Below are 25647 nucleotides of genomic sequence, written 5' to 3' on the forward strand. Positions count from 1 at the left end.
TCGGGCCGCTGTTCACGCTCTGCCTGCTCGCCGGGTCGGCGGTCGCGGTGGCCCGCGGGGCGGCCGGGGCGGTGACCGGGGTGGTCGCGGTGGCGCTGGCGCTGCTGACGTGCGTGGCGCTGGCCCGCGCCGTGGTCACCGCCAACACCCGGCTGCTGGCCAGCCGCCGGGGGCGCGACCTGGCCGTGGTCAGCGGGTTGATCGTGGCGATCGGCGCGCAGGGCGTCAACTTCGGCGTGCAGCGGCTCGGGGCCTCCGGGCTGGCGCAGCTCGACCCGTACGCCGAGGTGCTGCGCTGGGTGCCGCCGGCCTCGGCGATCGGCGCGGTCGACTCGGCGGGCGACGGCGCGTACGGCACGGCGGCGGCCCAGCTGGCGCTGACCGCGCTCGCCCTGGCACTGGCGCTCGGGTGGTGGTCGGCCACGCTGACCCGGCTGATGACCGCTCCGGACGCCTCCACGCTGCAGGCCGCGGAGCCGGCCGCCGCCCGCGCCGGACGCCCGGGCGGTTCCCTGGTCACCCGGCTGGTTCCGGCCGGCCGGGTCCGCACGGTGATGGAACGCAGCCTGCGCTACGCCTGGCGCGACCCCAAGACCCGCGCGGCGCTGGTGATCTCCCTGGCCGTCGGGCTGATCGTGCCGCTCTTCAACGCGCTGCAGGGGTCGGGGTCGGTGTACTTCGCCTGCTTCGCGGCGGGGATGCTCGGCTCGATGATGTACAACCAGTTCGGCCAGGACTACTCGGGGTTCTGGATGGTCGCGATGACCATCTCCTCGCCCCGGGACGCCCTGCGCGAGCTGTGGGGCCGGGCGCTGGCGCTGCTGTCCTACGCGGTGCCGTACGCGGTGCTGGTGTGCGTGGCGACCGTGGCGGTGCTCGACGCCTGGGCGAAGCTCCCGGAGACGGTGGGGCTGTCGCTGGCGCTGCTGGGCTCCATGACGGCGACCGGGGCGTGGGCCTCCGTGCGCCTGCCGTACTCCATCCCCCCGGAGGGCAACCGGAACGTGGCCCCGGGGCAGGTGGGCCTGGTGTGGATGGCGATCGTCGGCGGGACGGCCGCGGCCTCGGTGCTCTCCGCCCCGGTGATCGCGCTGACCGTCTGGATGCACGTCGCCGGGCACGCCGCGGCGTGGAGCTGGCTGCTGCTGCCGGTGGGCGCCGCGTACGGCGCCCTGCTGACGGTGGCCGGGCTGCGGCTGGTCGCGCCCAGGGCTGCCGAGCGGCTGCCGGAGATCCTGGCCGCCGTCAGCAAGGGCTGATCGCGCGCCGGCCGCCGCCCCCGGCCCGCGCGGCGCTCAGGGCGTCAGCACGCCCTGCAGGAAGGGGGTCAGCACCTCCCGCCAGGCCGTGGGCTGGTCGTGGTGGAGGAGGTGGCCGGCGTCGGGTATCTCGGCGTACTCGCCGCGGGGCAGGACGCGGACCATCTCGTGCGCCTCCGCACGGCCGAGGTGGCCGTCGACCCCGCGCACCACCAGCGTGGGGCAGGGCACCTGGGCGAGCTCCTCCCAGTGGGCGTCGAAGGCCCAGCCGCGGCGGACCTGCCGCATCTGCTCGGGGTCGAACACCGGACGCCAGCCGTCCGGCGCCTGGGTCATGACCTCGGCGTAGTAGGAGGCGCGCGCCCTGCTGGGCCGCTCCACCCAGGGGTCGCGGGAGAACCACTCGCGGACGTCCTCCAGGGTGGCGAAGGGGGTGGGCCAGGCCGCCAGCCAGTCCTCCCACTCCCGCTGCAGCGCCGCCCCGAGGGCCGAGGCCTTCATCTCCGCCAGGACCAGGCCGCGCACCAGGTCCGGCCGCTCGGCGGCGAGCCGCCAGCCGACCAGGGCGCCCATGCCGTGTCCCACCACGACGGCGGGGCCGAGGCTCAGCTGCTCCAGGGCGGCCGCGGCGTCGGCCACGAAGGCCTCCGGGGTCAGCCCGGCGGTGCCGGCGGGATGCTCGCTGAGCCCGTGCCCCCGCTGGTCGAGCGCCACCGCGCGGCAGTCGCCGGCCAGGCCGCGGGCGGTCTCCGCCCAGTGCGAGGCCCGGCCCAGCAGCCCGTGGAGTAACAGGACCCCTGGGCCCTTGGCCGCCGCTCCGACGCCCGGTCCGACGCCCGGCTCACCGCCCCTCTCCGGCCCGGCGCCACCGCCGGGCCAGGGACTCTCCGCCCCACCGTCGTCCGGCCCCGGGGAGCCGGCCTGCCCGGCCGGCTTCGGGGGGTCGGCGAACTCCCAGGCGGCCAGGCGCAGGCCACCCGCTCCGGTCAGATCGATCCGCCGTGCCATCCGTGCCCCCTCCATGCGCGCCCTGACACGCGCCCATCCTTACGCCTGTCTGACCGGGTGTGCGCTGCTTTGCGCCATCCCTCGCAGACTATCGAAGATGCATTCGAAAACGCGGCCTCATATCGCCGACACCCCTCGTTCGAGTGACCACGGCCGGGGATTGACCGCTGTCGGCGGGGGGAGATCTTGAGCGGGGGGCGGACCACTCGGGGACAGGGGTCCGCGGGAAGGGCCGACCTCGGGAGCTCGGGGCTCCAGGTCGGCGCAGGGGAGGACGGGCCCCGGCACGGCCTTCGCCGCGCCGGGGCCCTCTCGTCCGGGTCGCCCCTCGGGGCGGGGTCCTCGGGTCATATGCCTCGCACACCACACTGCCGCACGGGCGGCCCCCTTGGAAAGGCGAACGGCGTGAAAGACGGCGCGCGCGACGACCGGGGGCGGCGCCTCCGGGCGGGCCGGACGCCCCCGGGGACGCGGTCGCCGGCCCCACCGGGCCGGGATCCGCGGGGAATCCGCCGCGGTACCCGCCCTGCGGACGCGCGCCCCAGGCATGTCCGGCGAGCCGTACTCGCCGGTCGCGGGGGCCGGCACGCACTCCTCCGAGCTCCCGACTCCGCGCGGGCGGAGGCGGGGCGGGGGCGCGAGCGCGAGCGGGGGCAGGGACGCGAACGGGGGCGGAGCGCTCATGACCCGCCCCGCCGGCCCGCCGCCCCGCTCAGGCGGCGCGCGCAGGCGTACGGAGCGAGCCCGGCGGCGGAACCGGCACCAGGCCGCCCCGCCGGAGAGGCGTCAGCGCTTGGCCACGAAGACGTGCGACGCGATCTCGCTGTTCAGCTCGGCGGCCTCGCCGCCGCTGCCGACCATCACACCGGTGGGCGACTCGGTCACGCTGACCACCGAGCCGGGCTGGACGCCCGCGCGGCGCAGCGCGTACATGAGCTGCGCGTCCGTCTGGATGGGCTCGCCGATCCGGCGCACCACGACCGTCTTGCCCTCGCGGCCGGGCTCCAGCTCGGCCAGCGAGACCATGCCCTCGTCGAGGAACGGGTCGGCCGCGGTCTCCTGGCCGAGTTCCTCCAGGCCCGGGATCGGGTTGCCGTAGGGCGACTCGGTCGGGTGCCGGAGCAGTTCGAGGACGCGACGCTCGACGGCCTCGCTCATCACGTGCTCCCAGCGGCAGGCCTCGGCGTGCACCTGTTCCCACTCCAGGCCGATGACGTCCACCAGCAGGCACTCGGCCAGCCGGTGCTTGCGCATGACCCGCGTGGCCAGCCGCCGGCCCTCGTCGGTCAGCTCCAGATGACGGTCGCTGGCCACGGAGAGCAGGCCGTCCCGCTCCATCCTGGCCACCGTCTGGCTGACCGTGGGCCCGCTCTGGTCCAGCCTCTCCGCGATCCGGGCGCGCATGGGGACCACACCTTCCTCCTCCAGCTCGAGGATGGTGCGGAGATACATCTCCGTGGTGTCGATCAGTCCGGACATACGTGCCCCTCGCAATACATCTGCCGATAAGCCGCGCGCAGCCTCGGCGGTCAGGCCTGCCCGGCTGCTCCGGGCGGCGCGCCGACTCCGCAACCAATTCTTACGCATGCGGCGGACAACCGTGCCCCGCCGGGGGAACCCGTCCACGCCCGTTCGGTTCCCGTCTGCCCCTCGGGAAACGGGAGATGCCCCCCGTTGACACCACTGTGGTCCAGACCTCACCGTGATCATCGGCACACAGGAGGGAGCCTGCGGTGAGCGGTCTCGGGGACGATCTGGTCGGCCGGTACTTCGACGCGGCGGCGGAGCTGCTGCGTCGGGTCCGGGAGGAGGAGGCGGAGGCGATCACCGCCGCCGGGGAACTGGTGGCGGACACCGTGACCGGGGGCGGACGGCTGTTCGCCTTCGGCGCGGGGCACTCGTCGCTGGCCGCGCAGGACGTGGTCTACCGGGCGGGCGGGCTGGCGCTGATGAACCTGCTGTCCGTGCCCGGGCTGACCGGGGTGGACGTCCGCCCCGCCACGCTCGGCTCCGCCCTGGAGCGGGTGGAGGGGCTGGCGACGACGGTGCTGGACGTCTCGCCGCTGCGGGCCGGGGACCTGCTGGTGGTGATCTCGCTGTCGGGGCGGAACGCGTTGCCGGTGGAGCTGGCCTCGCGGGCGCGGGAGCGGGGGGTGCGGGTGGTGGGGGTCACCTCCCTCGCCTACGCCCGGGAGACCGCGCCGGCCAACCCCTCGGGCACCTTCCTCAAGGACCACTGCGACGTGGTGATCGACTCGAAGGTGGCGGTGGGGGACGCGGAGTTGACGCTGGAGGGCGCGGGGGCGCCGTTCGCGTCCGCCTCCACGGTGGTGACGTCGGCGGTCATGCAGGCGGTCATGGCGGTGGCGGCGGCCGGGCTGGTCGCCAGGGGGGTGGAACCCCCGCTGCTGCGGTCCGGGAACGTCGAGGGGGGCCGCGCGTGGAACGACGCGGTCTTCGCGCGCTACCGCGACCGCATCCACCACCAGCACTGACCCCGCCGCGCCGAGCGGCGCCGGGTCCCGGGGCGCCCGGTCCCCCGTCCCCCGTCCCCCGTCCCCCGTCCCCCGTCCCCCGTCAGGCGAGGGCGGAGGCCAGGTCGAGGGCGGTGGCCACGCGGCCGGCCACGTCCTCGCCGTGGGCCACGTCGTGGCGGCCGAAGGGTCCGCGCGCCGCGCCCCGGAGGAAGGTGACGACGCCCAGCGTGCGGCCCCGGCTGCGCAGCGGGACGCACAGCGCGTGCGCGGCGCCCGGCGGCCACTGGCGGGCGAACCCGGCGGCGGCCGACACCCGCACCGTGCCCCCGCGCTCCGCGCACCGCAGCGCCGGGTGCCCCGGCGGGTACGGCACCGGGAGCCCGGACCGGTCGGCCGGCTCCCCGGCCCCCGACGTGCCGAACGGCGTGGCCACCGCGCGGACCAGCCGGACGGGCGTCCCCTCGTCGTCCGGCACCGCGCTGCCGGCCACCCGGTCCAGCAGCGCGTGGTCGGCGAAGCCGGCCAGCGCGAAGTCGAGGTGGACGGCGGCGGCCTCCGCCGGGTCCTCGCACTCGGCGGCCGCACGGGACGCCCGGTGCAGCTGGGCGGCGCGGAAACGGGTGACGGCGGCCTCCCGCTCGGTGACGCGGGCCTCGGTGACGTCCTGGAACAGCCAGGCCACGCCCAGCGGCACCGGCTCCTCGGTCAGCGGCGAGGCGAGGCGCAGGAAGCCGCTGCGCCAGCAGCGCCGCCGCTCCTCGCCGCCCTCGACGGAGCCGGCCCCGGAGCGGGAGCCGGACCCCGGTCCCGGACCCGCGCCGGAGCCGGAGCCGGAGCCGGAACCCGACCCGGAACCCGAACCCGCGCCGGAGCCGGAGCCGGAGCCCGAACCCGAACCCGCGCCGGAGCCCGAACCGGATGCCGCGCCCCCGTGCACCGTGACCCACAGGTCGGCCGGCGCCGGGGGCGTGCCCTGGGCCAGCACATGGGTCAGCGCGGACTCGACCTCGCGCACGCCCTCGGACAGCACCTCCCCCAGCGGGCGCCCGAGCAGTCCGCCGCGCGTCCGGCCGAAGGCGCGGGCGGCGTGGGAGTTGACCACCGCGGGACGCAGGTCCGCGTCGAGCAGCACGACCCCCCAGGAGGCCTCCTGGAACAGCGCCTCGCTCAGGGCGAGCGAGCGTTCGAGGTCGGTCTGGGCGTCGGCCGGGCCGAAGGCCAGGTAGACGCCGGCGGGAGTGCCGTCCGGGCCGGGGACGGCCGCGGACTGGGTGCGCACCAGGACCCGTCCGCCGTCCTTGGTGAGCAGCGCGAAGTCGTGGACGCGGCGCCCGTCGGCGTGCATGGCGGCGGTCAGCCGGGCCTCTGTGTCGGCGGCGTCCGCGGGGCGGACCGCCCAGCCGGACAGGCCGCGGCGGCCGACCGCCTCGGCGGCGGTCCAGCCGAGGATCCGCTCCGCCTCACGGTTCCAGTGGGTCACCACGCCGTCGGCGTCGAAGGCGCAGAGCGCGGCGTCCATGCCGTTCAGCAGGGCGGCCAGCAGCCGGTCGCCGCACTGGTTCTCGCCGGTGGGAGCGGTCACGGTGGTACCCCCTGTGCTGGGCCGTGGGGCTCCCATTCAAACCCACGGACGGCCCCCGCGAACAGGGCTTTCGGTCAAGACGGCACCCCCGGCGGGACAGCCGGGCGGAAAAGGCGTTGTCCCGGACCGGGCACGGTCGTACGGTGGGGCTACACGGGAAAGGAGGTGATCGGGTACATGAGTGACACCCGGACGCGTGAGGTGGCTGCGGGCTGACGGCCCGTGACCACGAGTACGCCGGTCAGGGGCCTCGGCCCAGACCCAGCAGTCACCCGACCCGCGAGCTCGCCGGCACGTCCGGCCGGCCCCCTTCCGTGGGACCGAGCTCGCGGGTCGTTCCCTGTCCCGCCCCGGGCCGTCAGCCCCGGGCGATGTCCTGGTGGCCGTCGATCTCCTCGACCGGTCGCGCGCCGGGACCGACGTACCGCGCCGAGGGCCGCACCAGGCGCCCCGTCCGCTTCTGCTCCAGGATGTGCGCGGACCAGCCGGCCGTGCGGGCGCAGGTGAACATCGAGGTGAACATGTGCGCCGGGACCTCGGCGAAGTCGAGGACGATGGCCGCCCAGAACTCCACGTTGGTGGCGAGCACCCGGTCGGGACGCCGCGCGTGCAGCTCGGCCAGCGCGGCCTTCTCCAGCGCCTCGGCGACCTCGAAGCGCGGCGCGCCGAGGTCGCGCGCGGTGCGCCGCAGCACACGGGCGCGGGGGTCCTCGGCCCGGTAGACCCGGTGGCCGAAGCCCATCAGCCGCTCCCCGCGGTCCAGGGCGCCGCGGACGTAGCCCTCGGCGTCGCCGGTGCGCTCGATCTCCTCGATCATGCCCAGCACCCGCGAGGGCGCTCCGCCGTGCAGCGGGCCGGACATCGCGCCGACCGCGCCGGAGAGCGCCGCCGCCACGTCCGCGCCGGTGGAGGCGATCACGCGGGCGGTGAAGGTGGAGGCGTTCATGCCGTGCTCGGCGGCCGAGGTCCAGTAGGCGTCGACGGCGGCGACGTGCTTGGGGTCGGGCTCGCCGCGCCAGCGGATCATGAACCGCTCGGCGATGGAGTTCGCCTTGTCGATCTCCCGCTGCGGCACCATCGGCACGCCCTGGCCGCGCGCCGACTGCGCCACGTAGGACAGCGCCATCACGGCGGCCCGGGCCAGGTCGTCACGGGCCTGTTCCACGGAGATGTCCAGCAGCGGCTTGAGGCCCCACACCGGGGCGAGCATCGCCAGCGCCGCCTGGACGTCGACGCGGACGTCGCCGGAGTGCACCGGGATGGGGAACGGCTCGGCGGGCGGCAGGCCGGGGTTGAACGATCCGTCGACCAGCAGACCCCAGACGTGGCCGAAGCCGACCTTGCCCACCAGGTCCTCGATGTCGACGCCCCGGTAGCGCAGGGCCCCGCCCTCCCGGTCCGGTTCGGCGATCTCCGTCTCGAACGCGACGACTCCCTCGAGCCCGGGAACGAAGTCGGACATGTGCGGCTCCTCGACGGTTGTGGTCTGCCCCGTAGCCCGGATCGTATCCAGGAGTGCCACATTTGGGGAGAGGCGCGGCACTGAGTGCCACCCGTGCGTCGCCGCACCCGATGACTCCACCCGTCGTGTCCTCCACCCGCCGCACGCGCTTCACCCGTCCGCGACCCGAACGTGCCTGCGGATACGGCAAGATGATCGCGTGAACGACCGAGAAGCCGCCCTCGACAGGGCCGACGACACCGTTCTCGCCGCCGCGCCGGATCCCGCCGCGATGCGCCGGCACTACCAGGCGGAGGGGCTGGTCCGGTCCGATCTGGCCGGCACGCCCGTGGAGCAGTTCGGCCGCTGGTTCCGGGAGGCCACGGACAACCCGGCGGTGTTCGAGCCGAACGCGATGGTGGTGTCCACGGCCGACGCGGAGGGCCGCCCCAGTTCACGGACCGTGCTGCTCAAGCACATCGACGAGCAGGGGTTCGTCTTCTACACCAACTACGGCTCCCGCAAGGGCCGCGAGCTGACCGAGAACCCGCACGTCTCACTGCTGTTCCCCTGGTACCCGATGGCCCGGCAGGTGATCGTCACCGGCACGGCCGTCCGCACCGGCCGGGACGAGACGGCCGCCTACTTCCGCACCCGGCCGCACGGCTCCCAGCTCGGCGCCTGGGCCAGCGAGCAGTCCACGGTGATCGGCTCGCGGGAGGAGCTGGACCGGGCCTTCGCCGAGCTGGACGCCCGCTACCCGGCCGACGAGCAGGTGCCGGTGCCGCCGCACTGGGGCGGCTTCCGGGTCGCGCCGGAGAGCGTGGAGTTCTGGCAGGGCCGCGGCAACCGGCTGCACGACCGGCTCCGCTACGTCGCCCTGCCGGGCGGCGGCTGGCGGATCGAGCGGCTGAGCCCCTGACGGCGGCGGCCCGGTGGGCGGAACGGCGGCCCGGTGGCCCCGGTGGCCGTGACCGCGGAACGGCCCGGCGGCCCCGAGGGCCCGGCGGCCCCGCGCGTCGCGTGGCCGTGGCGTCACCGGGCGCGGGGTGGCCCCAGCGCCTCGTCGAGCAGGGCCGCCCACTGGGCGACGACCCGTTCGCGGCGGGCGGTGTCGTCGCTGAGCAGATTGGCCAGGCCCAGCCCCCGGGCCATGTCCAGCAGGCCCTGCACGGTCTCCCGGACGCCCGGCCGGGACTCGTCGGCGTCCAGCAGCTCCGCCGCGGTGCGGTGGGTCTCCCGGCCGACCCGGGCCTCCAGCTCGGTGACCCGGGGGCGCAGCTGCTCCTCGTTGGAGGCGGCCACCCACAGGGCGAGGGCGGCGCGGAAGACCGGCCCGGTGAACAGGGCCACGATCTCCGTGACCACGGCCCGGCGGTCCCCCGCCGCGCCCCGCGGGAACAGCTCCCGCAGGGCGGTGGAGCGTTCCTCCGCCACGTGCTCGACGGCGGCGGTGAACAGGTCCTCGCGGGTGGGGAAGTGGTGCTGGGCGGCGCCCCGGGAGACGCCGGCCCGTTCGGCGACCACGGCCACCGTCGAGCCCGCCCAGCCGTGTTCGGCGAGGCAGGCCACCGCGGCCTCCAGCAGCCGCCGCCGGGTGGCCCGGCTGCGGTCCTGCTTGGGGGCGCGCGCGACGGCGGACACCTGGTTCACATCACCCACGCGGGATCCCGTCGTTCGAGGAAGGCGGTCATCCCCTCCCGCGCCTCGTCGGAGGAGAACAACCGGGCCGAGAGCGCGGACAGGGTGTCCGCGTCCCGGTCGAAGTTCTCCAGCACCTTAGCCGTGACCAGCGCTTTGGTCTCCGCGAGGGCCTGGGGGGAGGCGCGGCGGATGCCGTCCAGGACGGGGGCCAGGATCTCGTCCAGGTCGTAGTGCGTCTCCGTGACCAGACCGATCGCGGCGGCGTCCTCGGCGTCGAACTTCTCCCCGGTGAGGTAGTACCGGGTGAGCGGCCGCGGGTCGACGCGGGGCACCAGGGTGAGCGAGATGACCGCGGGCGCCACCCCGATCCGCACCTCGGTGAACGCGAAGTCCGAGGCGAAGGTGGACGCCACGATGTCGCAGGCGCCGAGCAGCCCGAGGCCGCCCGCCCGGACGTGTCCGTCGATCCGCGCGAGCACCGGTTTGGGCAGCTCCAGGATCTGCCGCAGCAGCCCGACCAGCTCCTGCGGGGACGGCGGGTTCCGCAGGTCGGCGCCCGCGCAGAAGGTGGTGCCGGTGTGGGCGAGGACCACGGCCCGCACGCCGTCGTCCCCGGCGCACTCGGTGAGCAGCTCGGACAGCCGCCCGACCAGGGCCGCCGACAGGGCGTTGCGGTTGCCCGGCGAGTCCAGGGTGAGCGTGGCGACGCCCCGCTCGTCCGACCGGCGCACCGGGGTGGGCTCCGTCATGCGTTCTCCCTCAGTTCTCTTCGCAGGATCTTGCCGCTGACCGCCCGCGGCACGGCGTCGACGAAGGTGACCCGCCGCACCCGCTTGTAGGGCGCGACGCGTTCGGCGACGTAGGCCGTCACCTCCGCCGCGGTCAGCTCCCCGGCCCCGGCCTGCCGGACCACAAAGGCGGCGGGGACCTCGTTGGTGTCGTCGTCGTAGACCCCGATCACCGCCGCGTCGGCTATGCCGGGGTGGGTGAGCAGCAGGGCCTCCAGCTCGGCCGGGGCGACCTGGTAGCCCTTGTACTTGATGAGCTCCTTGACCCGGTCCACCACGAACAGCCAGCCGTCGGCGTCGACGCGGCCGACGTCGCCGGTGTGCAGCCAGCCGTCGGTGTCGATCATGGCGGCGGTGGCGTCGGGGCGGCCCAGGTAGCCCTTCATCACCTGGGGGCCGCGGATGAGGATCTCGCCGGTCCCCCCGGCGGCCACGTCCTCGGCGGGGTCGTCGAGCGAGACGATCCGCATCTCGGTGCCGGCGATCAGCTTGCCGACCGTCCCGGGCGGGGCGTCCTCCGCGAACGGCGGGACGACGTGCGTGCCGGGCGACAGTTCGGTCATGCCGTAGGCCTGGCCGACCGTCGGCACCCCGAGCCGTGCCCGGCAGGCCTCGGCCAGTTCGGCGTCCAGCGGGGCGGCGGCGCTGATGACGTACCGCACCGAGGACAGGTCGTAGCCGTCCACGGCGGGGTGCTTGGCGAGGGCCAGCACGATCGGCGGGGCGACGTACAGGGCGGTGATCCGGTGCTTCTCGATCGCCGCGAGGAAGGCCTCCAGGTCGAAGCGGGGCAGCACCACGACGGTGGCGCCCAGCCGGAGCGGGGCGTTCATCAGGGCGGTGAGCCCGTAGATGTGGAAGAAGGGCAGCACCGCGAGGATCCTCTCGCCCTCCCCCGTCGGCACCACCGGTTCCAGCTGCGCCAGGTTGGTGGCGATGGAACGGTGGGTGAGCATCACGCCCTTGGGCGTGCCGGTGGTGCCCGAGGAGTACGGCAGGACGGCGACGTCCCTGACCGGGTCGATCTCCACCCGGGGCTCGGGGGCGGTGGTGCCGAGGAAGTCCATCAGCGAGCGGTGGCCGGGGGCGGTGTCGCAGACGAGGATCTCCCGGATGCCGCCCGCGATCCCGGCGGCGGCCTTCGCCGTCTCCAGGAGCGGCGAGACGGTGACGATCCAGCGTGCCGAGGAGTCCGTGAGCTGCTTGGCGAACTCCTCGGCGGTGGCGAGCGGGTGGACCGTGGTGACGGCCGCGCCCGCCCGGGTGGCGGCGTAGAAGGCGATGGGGAAGGCGACCGTGTTGGGGCTGTGCAGGGCGAGGACGTCCCCCACGGCCAGCCCCGCCTCCGCCAGGCCGGCCGCCACCTTGCGGTGGAAGGCGTCGACCTGGGCGTAGGTGAGGGTCATGCCGTCGACCCCGTCGATCAGGGCGGGGAGGTCGCCGCGTTCGGCGGCCCGGCCGAGCACCACGTCGTGGATGGGTTCCTCGACGGCGGGGACATCTGCGTACTCGCTGCGGAACATCAGGGCTCCTTGTCGCACGACGCTGTGCATGACGCTGTGCGTGACGCTGTCCACGAACAGCACGCCCCGGCTGGGGTGTGGCCGACAAATATGGCCATGTCAGTACGACTTGGGAAGACCCAGCGTCTGGTGCGAGACGAAGTTGAGGATCATCTCCCGGCTGACCGGGGCGATCCGCGCCACCCGCGCCGCGTTGACCAGCGAGGCGAGTCCGAACTCCTTGGTGAGGCCGTTGCCGCCGAGTGTGTGCACGGCGGTGTCGACCGCCTTCACGCAGGCCTCGCCGGCCGCGTACTTGGCCATGTTGGCGGCCTCCCCGGCGGCCAGGTCATCGCCGGCGTCGCAGAGGTGCGCGGCCTTCTGCATCATCAGCTTGGCCGTCTCCACCTCGATGTGCGCCACGGCCAGGGGGTGCTGGATCGCCTGGTGGGCGCCGATGGGGGTCTTCCAGACCTGGCGCTCCTTGGCGTACTCGATCGCCTTGCCGAGCGCGTGACGGGCCATGCCGACGGCGAAGGCGGCCGTCATCACCCGTTCCGGGTTGAGTCCGGCGAAGAGCTGGAGCAGTCCGGCGTCCTCGTCGCCGACCAGCGCGTCGGCGGGCAGCCGCACGTCGTCCAGGACCAGCTCGAACTGCTTCTCGGCGGCGGCCAGGTCCATGTCGATCACGGTGCGGTGGAAGCCGGGGGTGTCCCGCGGGACGATGAACAGCGCGGGCTTGAGCCTGCCGGTGCGGGCGTCCTCGGTGCGGCCCACGACGAGGGTGGCGTCTGAGATGTCCACGCCGGAGATGAAGACCTTCCGGCCGTTGAGCACCCACCCGTCACCGTCGCGGCGGGCGGTGGTGGTGATGCGGTGGCTGTTGGAGCCGGCGTCGGGCTCGGTGATGCCGAAGGACATGATCCGGCTGCCGTCGGCGAGGCCCGGCAGCCACTCCCGCTTCTGCTCCTCGGTGCCGAAGCGGGAGATGATCGTGCCGCAGATGGCCGGGGAGACCACCAGCAGGAGCAGCGGGCAGCCGGCCGCGCCGAGTTCCTCCAGGACCAGGGACAGCTCGTAGATGCCGCCGCCCCCGCCGCCGTACTCCTCCGGCAGGCTCACCCCGAGGTAGCCCAGCTTGCCCGCCTCGTTCCACAGCTCCTCGGGTCCCTTGCCCTCCTCCAGGGCCTTGGTCACGTACGCCCGCCCGTAACGGCGGCCCAGCGCGGCGACGGCCTGCCGCAGCGCCAGGTTCTCCTCGGTCTCGATGACAACGCTCACTGGTTCTCCTCAGCGGATTCCGGGGTGGTGTCTTCCTCGGCATGCGGGGTTTCCTGGACGACGGCGAGCAGGGCGCCCACCTCGACCTGGCGGCCGGGGGCGGCGTGCAGCGCGGTGAGGGTGCCGGAGACCGGGGCGGTGACGCGGTGCTCCATCTTCATGGCCTCCAGCCACAGCAGCGGCTGCCCCTCGGTGACGGCGGACCCGACGGCGAGCCCGTCGGCGACGCGGACGACGGTGCCGGGCATGGGCGCCAGCAGCGACCCGGGCTCCCGGCGGGACTCCGGGTCGGGGAAGCGCGGCAGTTCGGTGAGCGCGGTGCCGTTCACGAAGACCGACGCGCCGTACCGGGCGACGTCGAACCCGCGCCGGACGCCGTCGGTCTCCAGCACGACGCGGGACCCGTCGGCGTGCACGACCCGCACCCCGTCGGCGGCGAGGCCCGCGCGGGTCCACCGGTAGGCGACCTCGTGCTCGGTCTCCCCCACCCGGTACCGCCGGGTCTGCGGCTGCGACGGAACGTTCCGCCACCCTCCGCCGAACCGGCCGCCCCGACCGGCCGCCGCGGCCAGGGCGGCGGCCAGCGGGGCGTGCGGGTCGGGGGCGGCCTCGGTGAGCCCGGCGAGGTGCCGGTCGTAGAAACCGGTGTCCATCCGGCCGGCGGCGAACTCCTCGTGGCGCAGCGAGCGCACCAGCAGGTCCCGGTTGGTGACCGGACCGTGCAGGGCGGCCCGTTCCAGCGCGCCGGCCAGCTTGCGGACCGCCTCCGCGCGGGTGGGGGCGTACGCGACGACCTTGGCGAGCATCGGGTCGTAGTGCACGCCGATCAGGTCGCCGTCGGCGAACCCGGTGTCGACCCGGACGCCCGCGGCCCGCGGGAAGGCGATCCGGTGCAGCACCCCGGTCTGCGGGGCCCAGCCCCTGGCCGGGTCCTCGGCGTACAGGCGGGCCTCCACCGCGTGCCCGCGCGGGGCGGGCGGTCCGGCCTCCAGCGGCTCGCCCTCCGCGATCCGCAGTTGCAGCGCGACCAGGTCGATCCCGAACACCTCCTCGGTGACGGGGTGTTCGACCTGGAGGCGGGTGTTCATCTCCAGGAAGTGCGCGGTGCCGTCGGCGACCAGGAACTCCACGGTGCCGGCACCGACGTAGTCCACCGCGCGGGCGGCGCGCACCGCCAGCGCGTGCAGCTCGTCGACGAGTTCGGGCGCGAGGCCGGGGGCCGGCGCCTCCTCCACCACCTTCTGGTGGCGGCGCTGGAGCGAGCAGTCGCGGGTGCCCAGCGCCCACACCGTGCCGTGGGTGTCGGCCAGGACCTGCACCTCGACGTGGCGGCCGCCCTCCACGTAGGGCTCGACGAAGACCTCGCCGTCCCCGAAGGCGCCGAGCGCCTCGGCCCGCGCGGCCGTCACCTCGGCGTCCAGGTCGTCCAGCCGGCGCACGATCCGCATGCCGCGGCCGCCGCCGCCCGCCGCCGCCTTCACCAGGACCGGCAGGTCGGCCTCGGTGACCTCGCGCAGCGGCTCGAGTCCCATCAGCTCCTTGGCGCGGGTCTTGGACGCCATCGCCTCGACGGCCTCCGGCGGTGGCCCCACCCAGATCAGTCCCGCGTCCAGCACCTGCCGGGCGAACTCCGGGTTCTCGGACAGGAATCCGTACCCGGGGTGCACGGCGTCCGCGCCCGCCGCCAGGGCGGCCTTCACGATCAGGTCGCCGCGCAGGTAGGTGTCCGCGGGCGCCGAGCCCGGCAGCCGGACCGCCTCGTCGGCGCTGCGGACGTGCAGCGCCCCGGCGTCGGCGTCCGAGTGCACGGCGACGGTGCGGATGCCCAGCCCGGCGCAGGTGCGGAAGACCCGGCAGGCGATCTCGCCCCGGTTGGCGACCAGCAGTTTGGTGATGAGGTGCTTGGTGATCAACGCTGTTACCGCCCTTACATCCGGAAGACGCCGAAGCCGCCGCGCGCGCCCTCGAAGGGCGCGGTGTGGATCGCGGACAGGCAGATGCCGAGCACGGTCCGGGTGTCGCGCGGGTCGATCACCCCGTCGTCGTAGAGCCGCCCGGAGAGGAACACCGGCAGCGACTCGGCCTCGATCTGCTGCTCCACCATGGCCCGCAGCGCCTTGTCGCCCTCCTCGTCGTAGGGCTGCCCCTTCGCCGCCGCGGACTGCCGCATCACGATGGACAGGACACCGGCGAGCTGCTGCGGGCCCATCACGGCCGACTTGGCGCTCGGCCAGGCGAACAGGAACCGCGGGTCGTAGGCCCGCCCGCACATGCCGTAGTGCCCGGCCCCGTAGGAGGCGCCCATCAGCACCGACAGGTGCGGCACCTTCGAGTTCGACACCGCGTTGATCATCATCGCGCCGTGCTTGATGATGCCGCCCTGCTCGTACTCCTTGCCGACCATGTAGCCGGTGGTGTTGTGCAGGAAGACCAGCGGGATGTCGCGCTGGTTGGCGAGCTGGATGAACTGGGCGGCCTTCTGCGACTCCGCGCTGAACAGCACGCCCTGCGCGTTGGCCAGGATGCCCACCGGGTAGCCGTGCAGGGTGGCCCAGCCGGTGGTGAGGCTGGTGCCGTAGAGGGGCTTGAACTCGTCGAAGTCGGAGCCGTCGACGATCCGGGCGATCACCTCGCGCGGGTCGAACGGCGTCTTCAGGTCCTCCGGGACGATCCCGAGCAGTTCCTCCGGGTCGTACTTCGGCGGCTCGACGGAGGCCGGGTCCGGATCGGCGTACGCCTTGCGGTGGTTGAGCCGGGCGACCACCCGCCGCGCCTGCCGGATCGCGTCCCGCTCGTCCACGGCGAAGTAGTCGGCGAGCCCGGAGGTGCGGGCGTGCATCTCGGCGCCGCCCAGCGACTCGTCGTCGCTCTCCTCCCCGGTGGCCATCTTCACCAGCGGGGGCCCGCCGAGGAAGACCTTGGCCTGCTCCTTGACCATGATCACGTGGTCGGACATGCCGGGGATGTAGGCGCCGCCGGCCGTGGAGTTGCCGAACACCACGGCGACGGTGGGGATGCCGGCCGCGGACAGCCGGGTCAGGTCGCGGAAGACCTGGCCGCCGGGGATGAAGATCTCCTTCTGCGAGGGGAGGTCCGCGCCGCCCGACTCGACGAGGGTGACCACCGGCAGCCGGTTGATCCGCGCGATCTCGTCGGCCCGCAGCGCCTTCTTCAGCCCCCACGGGTTGGTGGCGCCGCCGCGCACGGTCGGGTCGTTGGCGGTGATCAGGCATTCGACGCCCTCGACCACGCCGATCCCGGTGACCGTCGAGCCGCCCACCGGGTAGTCGCTGCCCCAGGCGGCGAGCGGGGACAGTTCCAGGAACGGGGTGTCCGGGTCGACCAGCAGCTCGATCCGCTCCCGGGCGAGCAGCTTGCCGCGCTTGCGGTGGCGGGCCACGTACTTCTCCCCGCCGCCCGCCAGCGCCTTGGCGTGCTCGGCGTCCAGGGCGGCCAGCTTCTCCAGCAGGGCGGCCCGGTGGGCGGTGTACTCGGGGCTGTCGGTGTCCAGGGCCGTGGGCAGCACGGTCACAGCAGGGCCTCCGGTATGTCCATGCAGCGGGCGCGCAGCCATTCGCCGAGCGCCTTGGCCTGCGGGTCGAAGCGGTGCTGCGCGGCCACGCCCTCGCCGAGGATCCCCTCGACGACGAAGTTGAGCGCGCGCAGGTTCGGCAGCGTGTGCCGGGTGACGGTGAGCGGTGCGGTCTCCGGCAGCAGCGCCTTGAACCGGTCGACGGTGAGGGTGTGGGCGAGCCACCGCCAGGCCTCGTCCGTCCTGGCCCACACCCCGACGTTGGCGTCGCCGCCCTTGTCACCGCTGCGGGCCCCGGCCACCAGCCCGAGCGGTGCGCGGCGGGACGGCCCGGGCGCGGGCGGCGAGGGCAGCGGGGGCTCGGGGACCGCGGCGGGTTCCCGGGTCTCCGGCGCCGGCGGGACCGGTTCGCGGGTGCCGTCGGGCAGCACGGCGACGTGCGGGACGTCGCCCTGGGGGACGCGGGCGGCGTGGAAGGTGCCGTAGGGCGCGCCCTTGCCGGGCGGGGCGGTGACGTGGAAGCCGGGGTAGCTGGCCAGGGCGAGCTCGATGCCCGCGCTGCTGAGCGTGCGGCCGACGGCCCGCTGGTCGGGGTCGCGGACCACCAGGCGCAGGACCGCGCTCGCCGTCTCCTGGGTCGGTGCGTCGGGCCGGTCGGTGCGCACCAGCTCCCAGGACACCTCGCGCGGCCGGGACCCGGCCCGGGCGAGCGCGTCCTCCATCTGCGCCCGCACCAGCTCGGCCTTGCGCTCCACGTCCAGGCCGGTGAGCACGAACTCGACCTGGTTGCGGAACCCGCCGAACCGGTTGACGCCCACCTTCAGCGCCGGCGGCGGCGCCTCGCCCCGCACCCCGCCGATCCGGACCCGGTCCGGCCCGTCCTGGGCGAGGGTGACGGTGTCCAGCCGCGCGGTGACGTCCGGCCCCGCGTACCGGGCGCCGCCCGTCTCGTAGAGCAGCTGGGCGGTGACCGTGCCGACGTCGACCACTCCCCCGGTGCCGGGGTGCTTGGTGATGACGGAGGTGCCGTCGGCGTGGACCTCCGCCAGCGGGAAGCCGGGGCGGAGCAGGCGGCGGGGCTCGACGTCGCCGAAGAAGGCGTAGTTGCCGCCGGTGGCCTGGGTGCCGCACTCCAGCACGTGTCCGGCGACGACGGCGCCCGCGAGCGCGTCGTGGTCCTGCGGGCGCCAGCCGAAGTGGGCGGCGGCCGGGCCGGTGACCAGGGCGGCGTCGGTGACCCGGCCGGTCACCACGACGTCGGCGCCGGCCCGCAGGCAGGCGGCGATGCCGAAGCCGCCGAGGTAGGCGTGGGCGGCGAGCGCGCCGGGGTGCGCGGCGGTGAGGTCGTCGCCCTCGACGTGCGCGACCCGCACCGGCAGCCCGAGGCGCTCCGCCAGCTCCCGGATCCGGGCCGCCAGCCCGGCCGGGTTGAGCCCGCCGGCGTTGGCGACGATCCGCACGCCGCGTTCGTGGGCGAGGCCCAGGCACTCCTCGAGCTGGCGGAGGAAGGTGCGGGCGTAGCCGGCCTCGGGGTCCTTCAGCCGGTCGCGGCCGAGGATCAGCATGGTCAGCTCGGCGAGGTAGTCGCCGGTCAGCACGTCGAGTCCGCCACCGGTCAGCATCTCGCGCACGGCGTCGAAGCGGTCCCCGTAGAAGCCGGAGGCGTTGCCGATGCGCAGGGGCGGCGGCACGGTCACGCTTCCCCCTTCGGGGCGCGTCCGCCGCCGGGCGGGCCGGCGAAGCACTGCGCGATGTCCAGCCACCGGTCGGCGTCCGGGCCCTCGGCACGCAGGTCCAGGTCCGCGCGGTGGGCGCGCTGGGTGACCAGCAGGCAGAAGTCCGGCCCCGACCCGGTGACCCGCTGCGCGGCGTCCTCGGGCCCGACGGTCCACGACGGGCCGCCGGGGAAGGCGAGTTCGACGCGGAACTCCTCGGCGGGCACCGCCAGGCCGTTCACCAGGAAGGCGTAGTCACGGGTCCGCACCCCGAGCCGGGCGATGTGCCGCAGCCGCCCGGTGGGGCGGCGGGCGACGCCCAGCGCGTCGGCGACGTCCTGGCCGTGGGCCCAGGTCTCCATCAGCCGGGCGGTGGCCATCGAGGCGGCCGACATGGGCGGCCCGAACCACGGGATCTTCGCGCCCCGCGGCACCCGCCGCAGCGCCGCCTCCAGCGCCGTGCGGCCCTCCCGCCAGGTGGCCAGGAGCTCCGCGGGCGGCTTCCCGGCGCCCAGCGCGGCCTGCGCGTCCATGTACCCGTCCACGTCCGCGAGGGCCTGCTCGACCTCCGCGCGGAACGCCTCCTGGTCGCCGATCGCGGCCAGCGCGGCCCGGTCGGTCCAGGCCAGGTGGGCGATCTGGTGGGCGACGCGCCACCCGGACGCGGGAGTCGGGGCCGCCCACCGGGCGTCGTCCAACTCCGCCACGAGGGCGTCGAGTTCCTCGAACTCCTCACGCATGTCGTCGATCACCGACGACGTCGGATCGTCCATCTTCGGCGTCCTGCTCCCTCCGGGCACGGCGATGTGCGGGGTGGTGCGCTCCGGAGCATGGCAGCGGGGCGGGAAACAATCAAGCGTGCATGCTTGATTTCTGGGCGCGGTGGGACCGGTGCGGGGTTCGGCGGCGCGGGCCGGTGCGAGGGCTTGCGCGGGTCGGGGTGGGGTTCCGCGCGGCCCTGTGCGGGGTTCCGCGCCGTCCGGTGCGGGGTCCCGGGCCGTCCGGTGCGGGGACCCGCGCGGCCCGGTACGGGGTTCCGCGCCGTCCGGTGCGGGATCGCGCGCAGCCCGGTGCCGGGACCCGCGCAGCCCGGTACGGGGTTCCGCGCGGCCCCGTGCGGGATCGCGCGCAACCCGGTGCGAGGTCCCGCGCAGCCCCGTGCCGGGTCCCGCGGCGTTCGCTGGGGGGTTCCGCGCAGTCCGGGTCAGGTGGACGCGGTGAGGTTCAGTACGCCCACGGTCTGGCCGCCGCTGACCTCGCCGGTCTTCCGGAAGCCGAGCCCGAGGTAGAACCCCTCGGGCCCGCCCTCCCCCGGCTCCCAGGTGACGTGGCAGAGCGAGCCGCCCCGCCGCCGGATCTCCTCCGCCACCGCCCGCACCGCGAACGCGCCGTAGCCGCGCCGCTGCTCGCCCTCGGCGATGTTCAGCCGCCACAGTCCGGACCGGACGTCGCTGCGGCTGCCGTCGCCGAGCCAGTCGATGTCGAGGAACGCCATCAGGAACCCCACCGGCCGCTCCCCGTCGAGGATCAGCCGCGGCCAGGCGCTCTCCGGGTACACGTACGCCTCCGCCAGCGACTTCACCACCGGCGACACGAACCGCCGCTGTGCGGGCGCCACCTCGATCCCGACCGCCGCGTCGAAGTTCCGCGCCGTCACCGGCTCCAGTCTCAGTCCCTCACCCATGCGGGAACCCTAGGCGGTCGGCGCGGCGCCCGGCCGGTGTTTTCCCCGCCGGCCGGCCCGGCCAGGTACGTGCCGCGCCTAGGCCGTGTCCGACGGCTTCAACCGCACCGCACCCACCTGGGTGCGGACCGCGCCCATGCTCGCGGCGACCACCAGGCCGATGGCGGCGGCCTGGGCCGCGCCGAGGGTCTGGTGGAGGATCAGGAAGCCGGCGAGGGCGGCGACCGCGGGCTCCAGGCTCATCAGGATGGAGAAGGCGGACGCCGGGAGGGTGCGCAGGGCGATCAGTTCGAGGGTGTAGGGGAGCACGGACGACAGGATCGCCACGCCCGCGCCGAGGCCCACCGTCACCGGGTCGAGGAGTTCGGCGCCCGCGGAGCCGACGCCCAGCGGGAGGACCAGCAGCGCGGCGAGGGCCATGGCGATGGCCAGCCCGTCGGCCTGGGGGAAGCGGCGGCCGGTGCGGGCGCTGAAGACGATGTAGCCCGCCCACATGACGCCCGCGCCCAGCGCGTACGCCGCGCCCACCGGGTCGAGGCCGGAGAAGTCGCCGCCGCCGAGCAGGAACACGCCGGCCAGCGCCAGTCCCGCCCACAGCAGGCTCACCAGCCGCCGGGAGCTGATGACGGAGAGCGCCAGCGGGCCCAGCACCTCCAGGGTGACCGCCGGGCCCAGCGGCATCCGGTCGGCGGCCTGGTAGAAGAGGCCGTTCATGCCGGCCAGGGTCGCGGCGAAGGCGATCACCGTTCCCCAGTCGGCCCGCGAGTGGCCGCGCAGCCGGGGACGGCAGACGATCAGCAGCAGCGCGGCCGCGACCACCAGGCGGATGGCGACCACGCCCAGCGCGCTGGTGCGGTCCATCAGCTGCACGGCCAGCGCGCTGCCGAACTGCACCGAGACCACACCGCCCATCACCAGGCCGACCGGGCCGAGCGCGGAGCGGGCACCGGCCTCGGGCGCGGGAGCGGGGCCGACTCCGGTCGCCGTGGCGCCGGCGAGGGGCCGGTCGGTGCGGGGTGCGTTCACGAGGTGCCGTCCTGGTGGTGTGCGCGGTGGTGCGGGAGGGTCGTCGGTCAAGAGGGTAAGCGCCGGATGTCAGCCGCGTAAAACCATTTCAGTCCTTACCCAGCGCCTCGTCGAGAACCTCCGCCAGGTGGCGGGCGCGCTCACCCGCGAGGTGGTCCAGCTGGGTGCGGCACGAGTAGCCGTCGGCGAGCAGCACCGTGTCCTCCCCGGCGGCGCGGACGGCGGGCAGCAACTGGTCCTCGGCGCAGGCGACGGACACCTCGTGGTGGCCGCGGGCGAAGCCGAAGTCGCCGGCCAGGCCGCAGCAGCCGCCGGAGAGGTCGCCGGTGAGGCCCGCCGCCTCGCGCAGCCGGCGGTCGGCGGCGTCGCCGAGGACGGCGTGCTGGTGGCAGTGGGTCTGGCCGGCCACCGGGCGGTCCAGGCGGGGCGGCGTCCAGTCGGGGGCGTACCGCTCCAGGGCCTCGGCGAAGGTGACCACGGCGGCGGCCAGCCGTTCGGCACGCGGGTCGTCGGCCAGCAGCTCGGGCAGGTCGCTCCGGAGCGCGGCCCCGCAGCTCGGTTCGAGGACCACGACGGGGAGGCCGGCGTCGAGCACCGGTTCCATCAGGCCGAGGGTGCGGCGGAGCACCGTGCGGGCCCGGTCGAGCTGGCCGGTGGAGAGGTAGGTGAGGCCGCAGCAGACCCGGCCGCGGCGGCGGGCGGCGGTGACCAGGACGGCGAGGGCCCCGCCGATGCCGGTGGTCCGGCCGTCGGCGATCCTCGGGCCGCCCGGCCGGGTCACCGGCGGCAGGACCACCGTGAGCCCGGCGGCCTCCAGCACCCGTACGGCGGACCGGCCGACGGAGGGCGAGAGGTGGTCCGTGAAGGTGTCCGGCCAGAGCACGACGGTCCGTCCCCCGCCGGGGTGAACGCCGTCCGGCGCGGGCTCCCCCGTCCACACCCCCTCCGGGTGAACGCCGTCCCGCGCCGACTCCCCCGTCCCCACCCCCTCCGGGTGAACGCCGTCCCGCGCCGACTCCCCTGTCCACACCCCCCGCGGGTGAACCCCGCCCCCCGTACGCCTGCCCCACCATCGGGTGAACGTCTCGAGGGCGAGGCGCGGGACGGGCCTCTCCGGTGCCACGCCCGCGAGCCGCTTGCCCGCCGCCGCCAGCGGCCGCACCGCGGCCAGCGCGTTGACCACCCCCGCCAGCCGCGTCCGGGCCACCGCCCGCAGCCACACCGGCAGCCACCCCAGGGCGTAGTGCGTGGCCGGCCGGAGCCGTCCCGCGTAGTGGTGGTGCAGGAACTCCGCCTTGTAGGTGGCCATGTCGACGCCCACCGGGCAGTCGCTGCGGCACCCCTTGCAGGACAGGCAGAGGTCCAGCGCGTCACGGACCTCCTCGGACCGCCACCCGTCGGTGATCACCTCGCCGGCCAGCATCTCGTGGAGCAGCCGCGCCCGGCCGCGGGTGGAGTGCTCCTCCTCGCCGGTCGCCCGGAACGACGGGCACATCACCTCGCGCCCCGCCACCGTGGTGGTGCGGCACTTGGCGACGCCCACGCAGCGCCGCACGGCCGCGCGGAAGTCCCCGTTGTCGGCGGGGTAGCCGAACTCCACGTCGACCGGCTCGCGGGGCAGCACGGCGAACCGCAGGTTGGCGTCCAGCGGTTCCGGGCGGACCAGGACACCCGGGTTGAGCAGGCCGTCCGGGTCCCACACGCCCTTGACCCGCTCGAACAGGCGCACCACCTCCGCCCCGTACATCCGCTCCAGCAGCTCGGCCCGCGCCATCCCGTCGCCGTGCTCCCCGGAGAGCGAGCCGCCGTGCGAGACCACCAGGTCCGCCAGCTCCCCGGAGAACCGGCGGTAGCGCGCGACGCCCCGCTCCGTCAGCAGGTCGAAGTCGACGCGGACGTGGACGCAGCCGTCCCCGAAGTGCCCGTACGGGATGCCGCGCAGGCCGTGTTCGGACATCAGGCGGCGGAAGTCCCGCAGGTAGGCGCCCAGGCGCGCGGGCGGCACCGCGCAGTCCTCCCAGCCGGGCCAGGCCTCCGTGCCGTCCGGCATCCGGGTGGCGGTGCCGGAGGCGTCCTCGCGGACGCGCCACAGGGCGCGCTGGGCGGCCGGGTCGGTGACCACCAGCGCGTCGAGCACGTCGGCCGCCCGCACGATCCGTTCGGCGCGGGCCCGCGCCTCGGTCCCGTTGGCCCCGCCGGTCTCCACGAACAGCCAGGCCCCGCCACGCGGCAGCCCCTCGGCGGAGGGCACCAGGTCGGTGGCCATGCCCTCCACGGTGAGCGGGCGGTGCGGCAGCAGGCCCGCGGCGGCCTGCGCGGCGGCCGACTCGTCGGCGTGGCCGAGCACCGCCAGCGCGCGGGCCGGCGGCGACTCCACCAGCCGCACCGTGGCCTCCGTCAGCACCCCGAGGGTGCCCTCGGAGCCGCAGAACGACCGGGCGACGTCGCCGCCGCGCTCCGGCAGCAGCGCGTCCAGCGCGTAGCCGGAGATCCGGCGCGGCAGGCCGGTCGTGAACCCGGTCCGCAGCAGCGCCAGTTCGGCGTCGACCAGGTCCCCCAGCCCGTCCGGGGCGCCGCGCCGGCCGCGGCCCAGACGGTGCCGGGCGCCGCGCGCGGTGAGCACCGTCAGCGACTCGACGTTGTCCGCCGTCGTCCCCCAGGCCACGGAGTGGGAGCCGCAGGAGTTGTTGCCGACCATCCCGCCCAGCGTGCACCGGCCGTGCGTGGAGGGGTCGGGCCCGAACCGCAGGCCGTGCGGGGCGGCCGCCTCCTGGAGCCGGTCCAGCACCAGCCCCGGCTGCACGACGGCGGTGCGGGCCTCCGCGTCCACCGACACCAGGCGGTTCATGTGCCGGGTGAGGTCGAGCACCACGCCGGTGCCGGTGGCCTGCCCGGCGATCGAGGTGCCGCCGCCGCGCGGCACCACCGGGACGCCGTGCTCCCGGCACACCGCCAGCACCGCCGCCACGTCGTCGGCGTCGCGCGGGGCGACCACGCCCAGCGGCACCCGGCGGTAGTTGGAGGCGTCCATGGTGGTCAGCGCGCGGGCGGTCGCGTCGAACGCGACCTCGCCGCGGACCGCCGCGCGCAGCGCCGTCTCCAGAGCGTGCCTGTCCCCGGTTCCCGAAGCGTGCATCTCCCCAGGATGCCCCGCGGCGACGCCCTCGGCAGGAGCGGGGGTGACGGCCCGCCAGGGGTGGCCCGTCGGCCCCGGGCGGGGGGCGGAGGCCGGCCCCCCCCACCACCAGGGCGCGGACGAAGCACGGCCACGGCACGAACGCGGCGCGGAAGCGGCACGCCGACGGCACGGACCCGGCGTGGACACAGCACGGACGCGGCACCGAAAGCGGCACAGCCACGGCTACCCCGGCGGCACGGCTACCCCGGCGGCACGGCCACGCCGGCGGCACGGCCACGGAACGGAAGCGGCACGGAAGCCGCACGGAAGCGGCGCAGCCACGGCGTGGACACGGCGTCTCAGCGGCCGGACCGCGTTTCGTCCGGGTTTCGCGAACGGCTACGCTCGCGACCGTGGCTGAGATCCAGATTCCCGCTGACATCAAGCCCGCCGACGGACGATTCGGCGCTGGCCCCTCCAAGGTGCGGACGGAGGCGCTGAACGCTCTCGCCGCGACCGGTACCTCCCTGCTCGGCACCTCCCACCGCCAGGCCCCGGTCAAGAACCTGGTCGGCAAGGTGCGGGAAGGCATCCGCGAGCTGTTCTCGCTCCCCGAGGGCTACGAGGTGGTCCTCGGCAACGGCGGCTCCACCGCGTTCTGGGACGTCGCGACGCACGGTCTGATCGAGAACCGTTCGCAGCACCTCACCTTCGGCGAGTTCTCCTCCAAGTTCGCCAAGGCCTCCAAGCTGGCGCCGTGGCTCGGCGACCCGACGCTGGTCTCCGCGGACCCGGGCGACCACCCCGAGGCCAAGGCCGAGCCGGGCGTCGACGTCTACGCCTTCACCCACAACGAGACCTCCACCGGTGTCGCCATGCCGATCCGCCGGGTGGCGGGCGCCGACGAGGGCGCGCTGGTGCTGGTCGACGCGACGAGCGGCGCGGGCGGCCTGCCGGTCGACGTCTCCGAGACCGACGTCTACTACTTCGCCCCGCAGAAGTCCTTCGCCTCCGACGGCGGCCTGTGGATCGGCGTCTTCTCCCCGGCGGCGATCGAGCGCGCCGAGCGGATCCACGCCTCCGGCCGCCACATCCCGGAGTTCTTCTCGCTGCCGACGGCGATCGACAACTCCCGCAAGAACCAGACGTACAACACGCCCGCGCTGGCCACGCTCTTCCTGCTGAACGAGCAGCTCGAGTGGATTAACGGCCAGGGCGGCCTGGACTGGGCCGTCTCCCGGACGGCGGAGTCCTCGCGGACGCTGTACGGGTGGGCGGAGGCGTCGAAGTACGCGACGCCGTTCGTGACGGACCCTGCGAAGCGTTCGCAGGTCATCGGCACGATCGACTTCGCCGAGGAGATCGACGCGGCGGCCGTGGCGAAGGCGCTGCGGGCCAACGGCATCGTGGACACGGAGCCGTACCGGAAGCTGGGCCGCAACCAGCTGCGGGTCGCGATGTTCCCGGCGATCGACCCCGCCGACGTCGCGGCGCTGACCGCCTGCGTCGACCACGTCATCGACCACCTCTGATCCGGCTCCGACCGGTCTCGGACCCTCGGGTCCACCACGAAACGGCGCCGCGTTCCGA

Annotated in this window: 19 protein-coding genes; 4 read left to right on the forward strand and 15 right to left on the reverse strand. The window is 75.1% G+C overall.

Features of this window, described 5'->3' with window-relative positions:
- Nucleotides 1–1259 (forward strand): transporter (locus ABZ836_RS17220; RefSeq protein ID WP_361142975.1); only part of this gene is annotated, 1259 nt, incomplete at its 5' end.
- Nucleotides 1260–1295: 36 nt separating this feature from the next.
- Here the strand turns inward: ABZ836_RS17220 and ABZ836_RS17225 are convergent.
- Complete coding sequence (locus tag ABZ836_RS17225; protein ID WP_361142978.1) at nt 1296–2267, reverse strand: alpha/beta hydrolase; 972 nt, start codon at nt 2265–2267, stop codon at nt 1296–1298.
- Nucleotides 2268–3053: 786 nt separating this feature from the next.
- Entirely contained in the window at nt 3054–3746 is a 693-nt protein-coding gene (locus tag ABZ836_RS17230) for a metal-dependent transcriptional regulator (protein ID WP_356129966.1), read from the reverse strand.
- Nucleotides 3747–4000: 254 nt separating this feature from the next.
- Between ABZ836_RS17230 and ABZ836_RS17235 the strand changes: the two genes are divergently transcribed.
- Nucleotides 4001–4762, forward strand: a complete 762-nt coding sequence (locus ABZ836_RS17235) for an SIS domain-containing protein (RefSeq protein WP_356129968.1) — start codon at nt 4001–4003, stop codon at nt 4760–4762.
- 82 nt (nt 4763–4844) lie between these two features.
- Here ABZ836_RS17235 and ABZ836_RS17240 read toward each other — a convergent pair whose 3' ends face one another.
- Nucleotides 4845–6362: a PAS domain-containing protein gene (locus tag ABZ836_RS17240; RefSeq protein ID WP_361142981.1), complete on the reverse strand. Its 1518-nt coding sequence runs from the start codon at nt 6360–6362 to the stop codon at nt 4845–4847.
- Nucleotides 6363–6684: 322 nt separating this feature from the next.
- The gene (locus ABZ836_RS17245; RefSeq protein ID WP_356129972.1) at nt 6685–7788 is read right to left on the reverse strand and encodes a citrate synthase 2; all 1104 of its coding nucleotides are present in this window, start codon (nt 7786–7788) and stop codon (nt 6685–6687) included.
- A 271-nt stretch (nt 7789–8059) separates the two neighbouring features.
- Between ABZ836_RS17245 and pdxH the strand changes: the two genes are divergently transcribed.
- On the forward strand, nt 8060–8689 hold the full coding sequence (gene pdxH / locus ABZ836_RS17250) for a pyridoxamine 5'-phosphate oxidase (RefSeq protein WP_356130291.1): 630 nt from the start codon (nt 8060–8062) through the stop codon (nt 8687–8689).
- A gap of 113 nt (nt 8690–8802) precedes the next feature.
- On the opposite strand, the gene ABZ836_RS17255 is transcribed toward pdxH, so the two are convergent.
- From ABZ836_RS17255 to ABZ836_RS17305, 11 genes are all read right to left on the reverse strand, one after another.
- Complete coding sequence (locus tag ABZ836_RS17255; protein ID WP_361142984.1) at nt 8803–9429, reverse strand: TetR/AcrR family transcriptional regulator; 627 nt, start codon at nt 9427–9429, stop codon at nt 8803–8805.
- The gene (locus tag ABZ836_RS17260) at nt 9417–10160 is read right to left on the reverse strand and encodes an enoyl-CoA hydratase family protein (RefSeq protein WP_356129976.1); all 744 of its coding nucleotides are present in this window, start codon (nt 10158–10160) and stop codon (nt 9417–9419) included. The genes ABZ836_RS17255 and ABZ836_RS17260 overlap by 13 nt, the downstream gene beginning before the upstream one ends.
- The gene (locus tag ABZ836_RS17265) at nt 10157–11722 is read right to left on the reverse strand and encodes a 4-coumarate--CoA ligase family protein (protein WP_361142987.1); all 1566 of its coding nucleotides are present in this window, start codon (nt 11720–11722) and stop codon (nt 10157–10159) included. The genes ABZ836_RS17260 and ABZ836_RS17265 overlap by 4 nt, the downstream gene beginning before the upstream one ends.
- Nucleotides 11723–11821: 99 nt before the next feature.
- Nucleotides 11822–12982, reverse strand: coding sequence for an acyl-CoA dehydrogenase family protein (locus ABZ836_RS17270; RefSeq protein ID WP_356129980.1), 1161 nt, complete (start codon nt 12980–12982; stop codon nt 11822–11824).
- Nucleotides 12979–14892, reverse strand: coding sequence for a biotin carboxylase N-terminal domain-containing protein (locus ABZ836_RS17275; protein WP_356130293.1), 1914 nt, complete (start codon nt 14890–14892; stop codon nt 12979–12981). The genes ABZ836_RS17270 and ABZ836_RS17275 overlap by 4 nt, the downstream gene beginning before the upstream one ends.
- A gap of 17 nt (nt 14893–14909) precedes the next feature.
- A complete protein-coding gene (locus tag ABZ836_RS17280; RefSeq protein WP_361142991.1) occupies nt 14910–16514 on the reverse strand; it encodes a carboxyl transferase domain-containing protein in 1605 nt (534 codons plus the stop codon).
- Complete coding sequence (locus ABZ836_RS17285) at nt 16511–18205, reverse strand: acyclic terpene utilization AtuA family protein (RefSeq protein WP_361143265.1); 1695 nt, start codon at nt 18203–18205, stop codon at nt 16511–16513. The genes ABZ836_RS17280 and ABZ836_RS17285 overlap by 4 nt, the downstream gene beginning before the upstream one ends.
- A gap of 2 nt (nt 18206–18207) precedes the next feature.
- A complete protein-coding gene (locus ABZ836_RS17290) occupies nt 18208–19002 on the reverse strand; it encodes a TIGR03084 family metal-binding protein (protein WP_356129984.1) in 795 nt (264 codons plus the stop codon).
- 431 nt (nt 19003–19433) lie between these two features.
- On the reverse strand, nt 19434–19913 hold the full coding sequence (locus ABZ836_RS17295) for a GNAT family N-acetyltransferase (RefSeq protein WP_356129986.1): 480 nt from the start codon (nt 19911–19913) through the stop codon (nt 19434–19436).
- A 78-nt stretch (nt 19914–19991) separates the two neighbouring features.
- Nucleotides 19992–20939, reverse strand: a complete 948-nt coding sequence (locus tag ABZ836_RS17300) for an EamA family transporter (protein ID WP_361142995.1) — start codon at nt 20937–20939, stop codon at nt 19992–19994.
- 88 nt (nt 20940–21027) lie between these two features.
- Nucleotides 21028–24075 (reverse strand): FAD-binding and (Fe-S)-binding domain-containing protein, encoded by a 3048-nt coding sequence (locus ABZ836_RS17305; protein ID WP_361142998.1) that lies wholly within the window; start codon nt 24073–24075, stop codon nt 21028–21030.
- Nucleotides 24076–24470: 395 nt separating this feature from the next.
- On the opposite strand from ABZ836_RS17305, the gene serC reads away from it, so the two are divergent.
- Complete coding sequence (gene serC / locus ABZ836_RS17310; protein WP_361143001.1) at nt 24471–25589, forward strand: phosphoserine transaminase; 1119 nt, start codon at nt 24471–24473, stop codon at nt 25587–25589.
- Nucleotides 25590–25647 lie beyond the last annotated feature (58 nt).

Origin of the sequence: Streptomyces sp. NPDC047130, from assembly GCF_040643475.1 — a bacterium.
Taxonomy (GTDB): Bacteria; Actinomycetota; Actinomycetes; order Streptomycetales; family Streptomycetaceae; genus Streptomyces.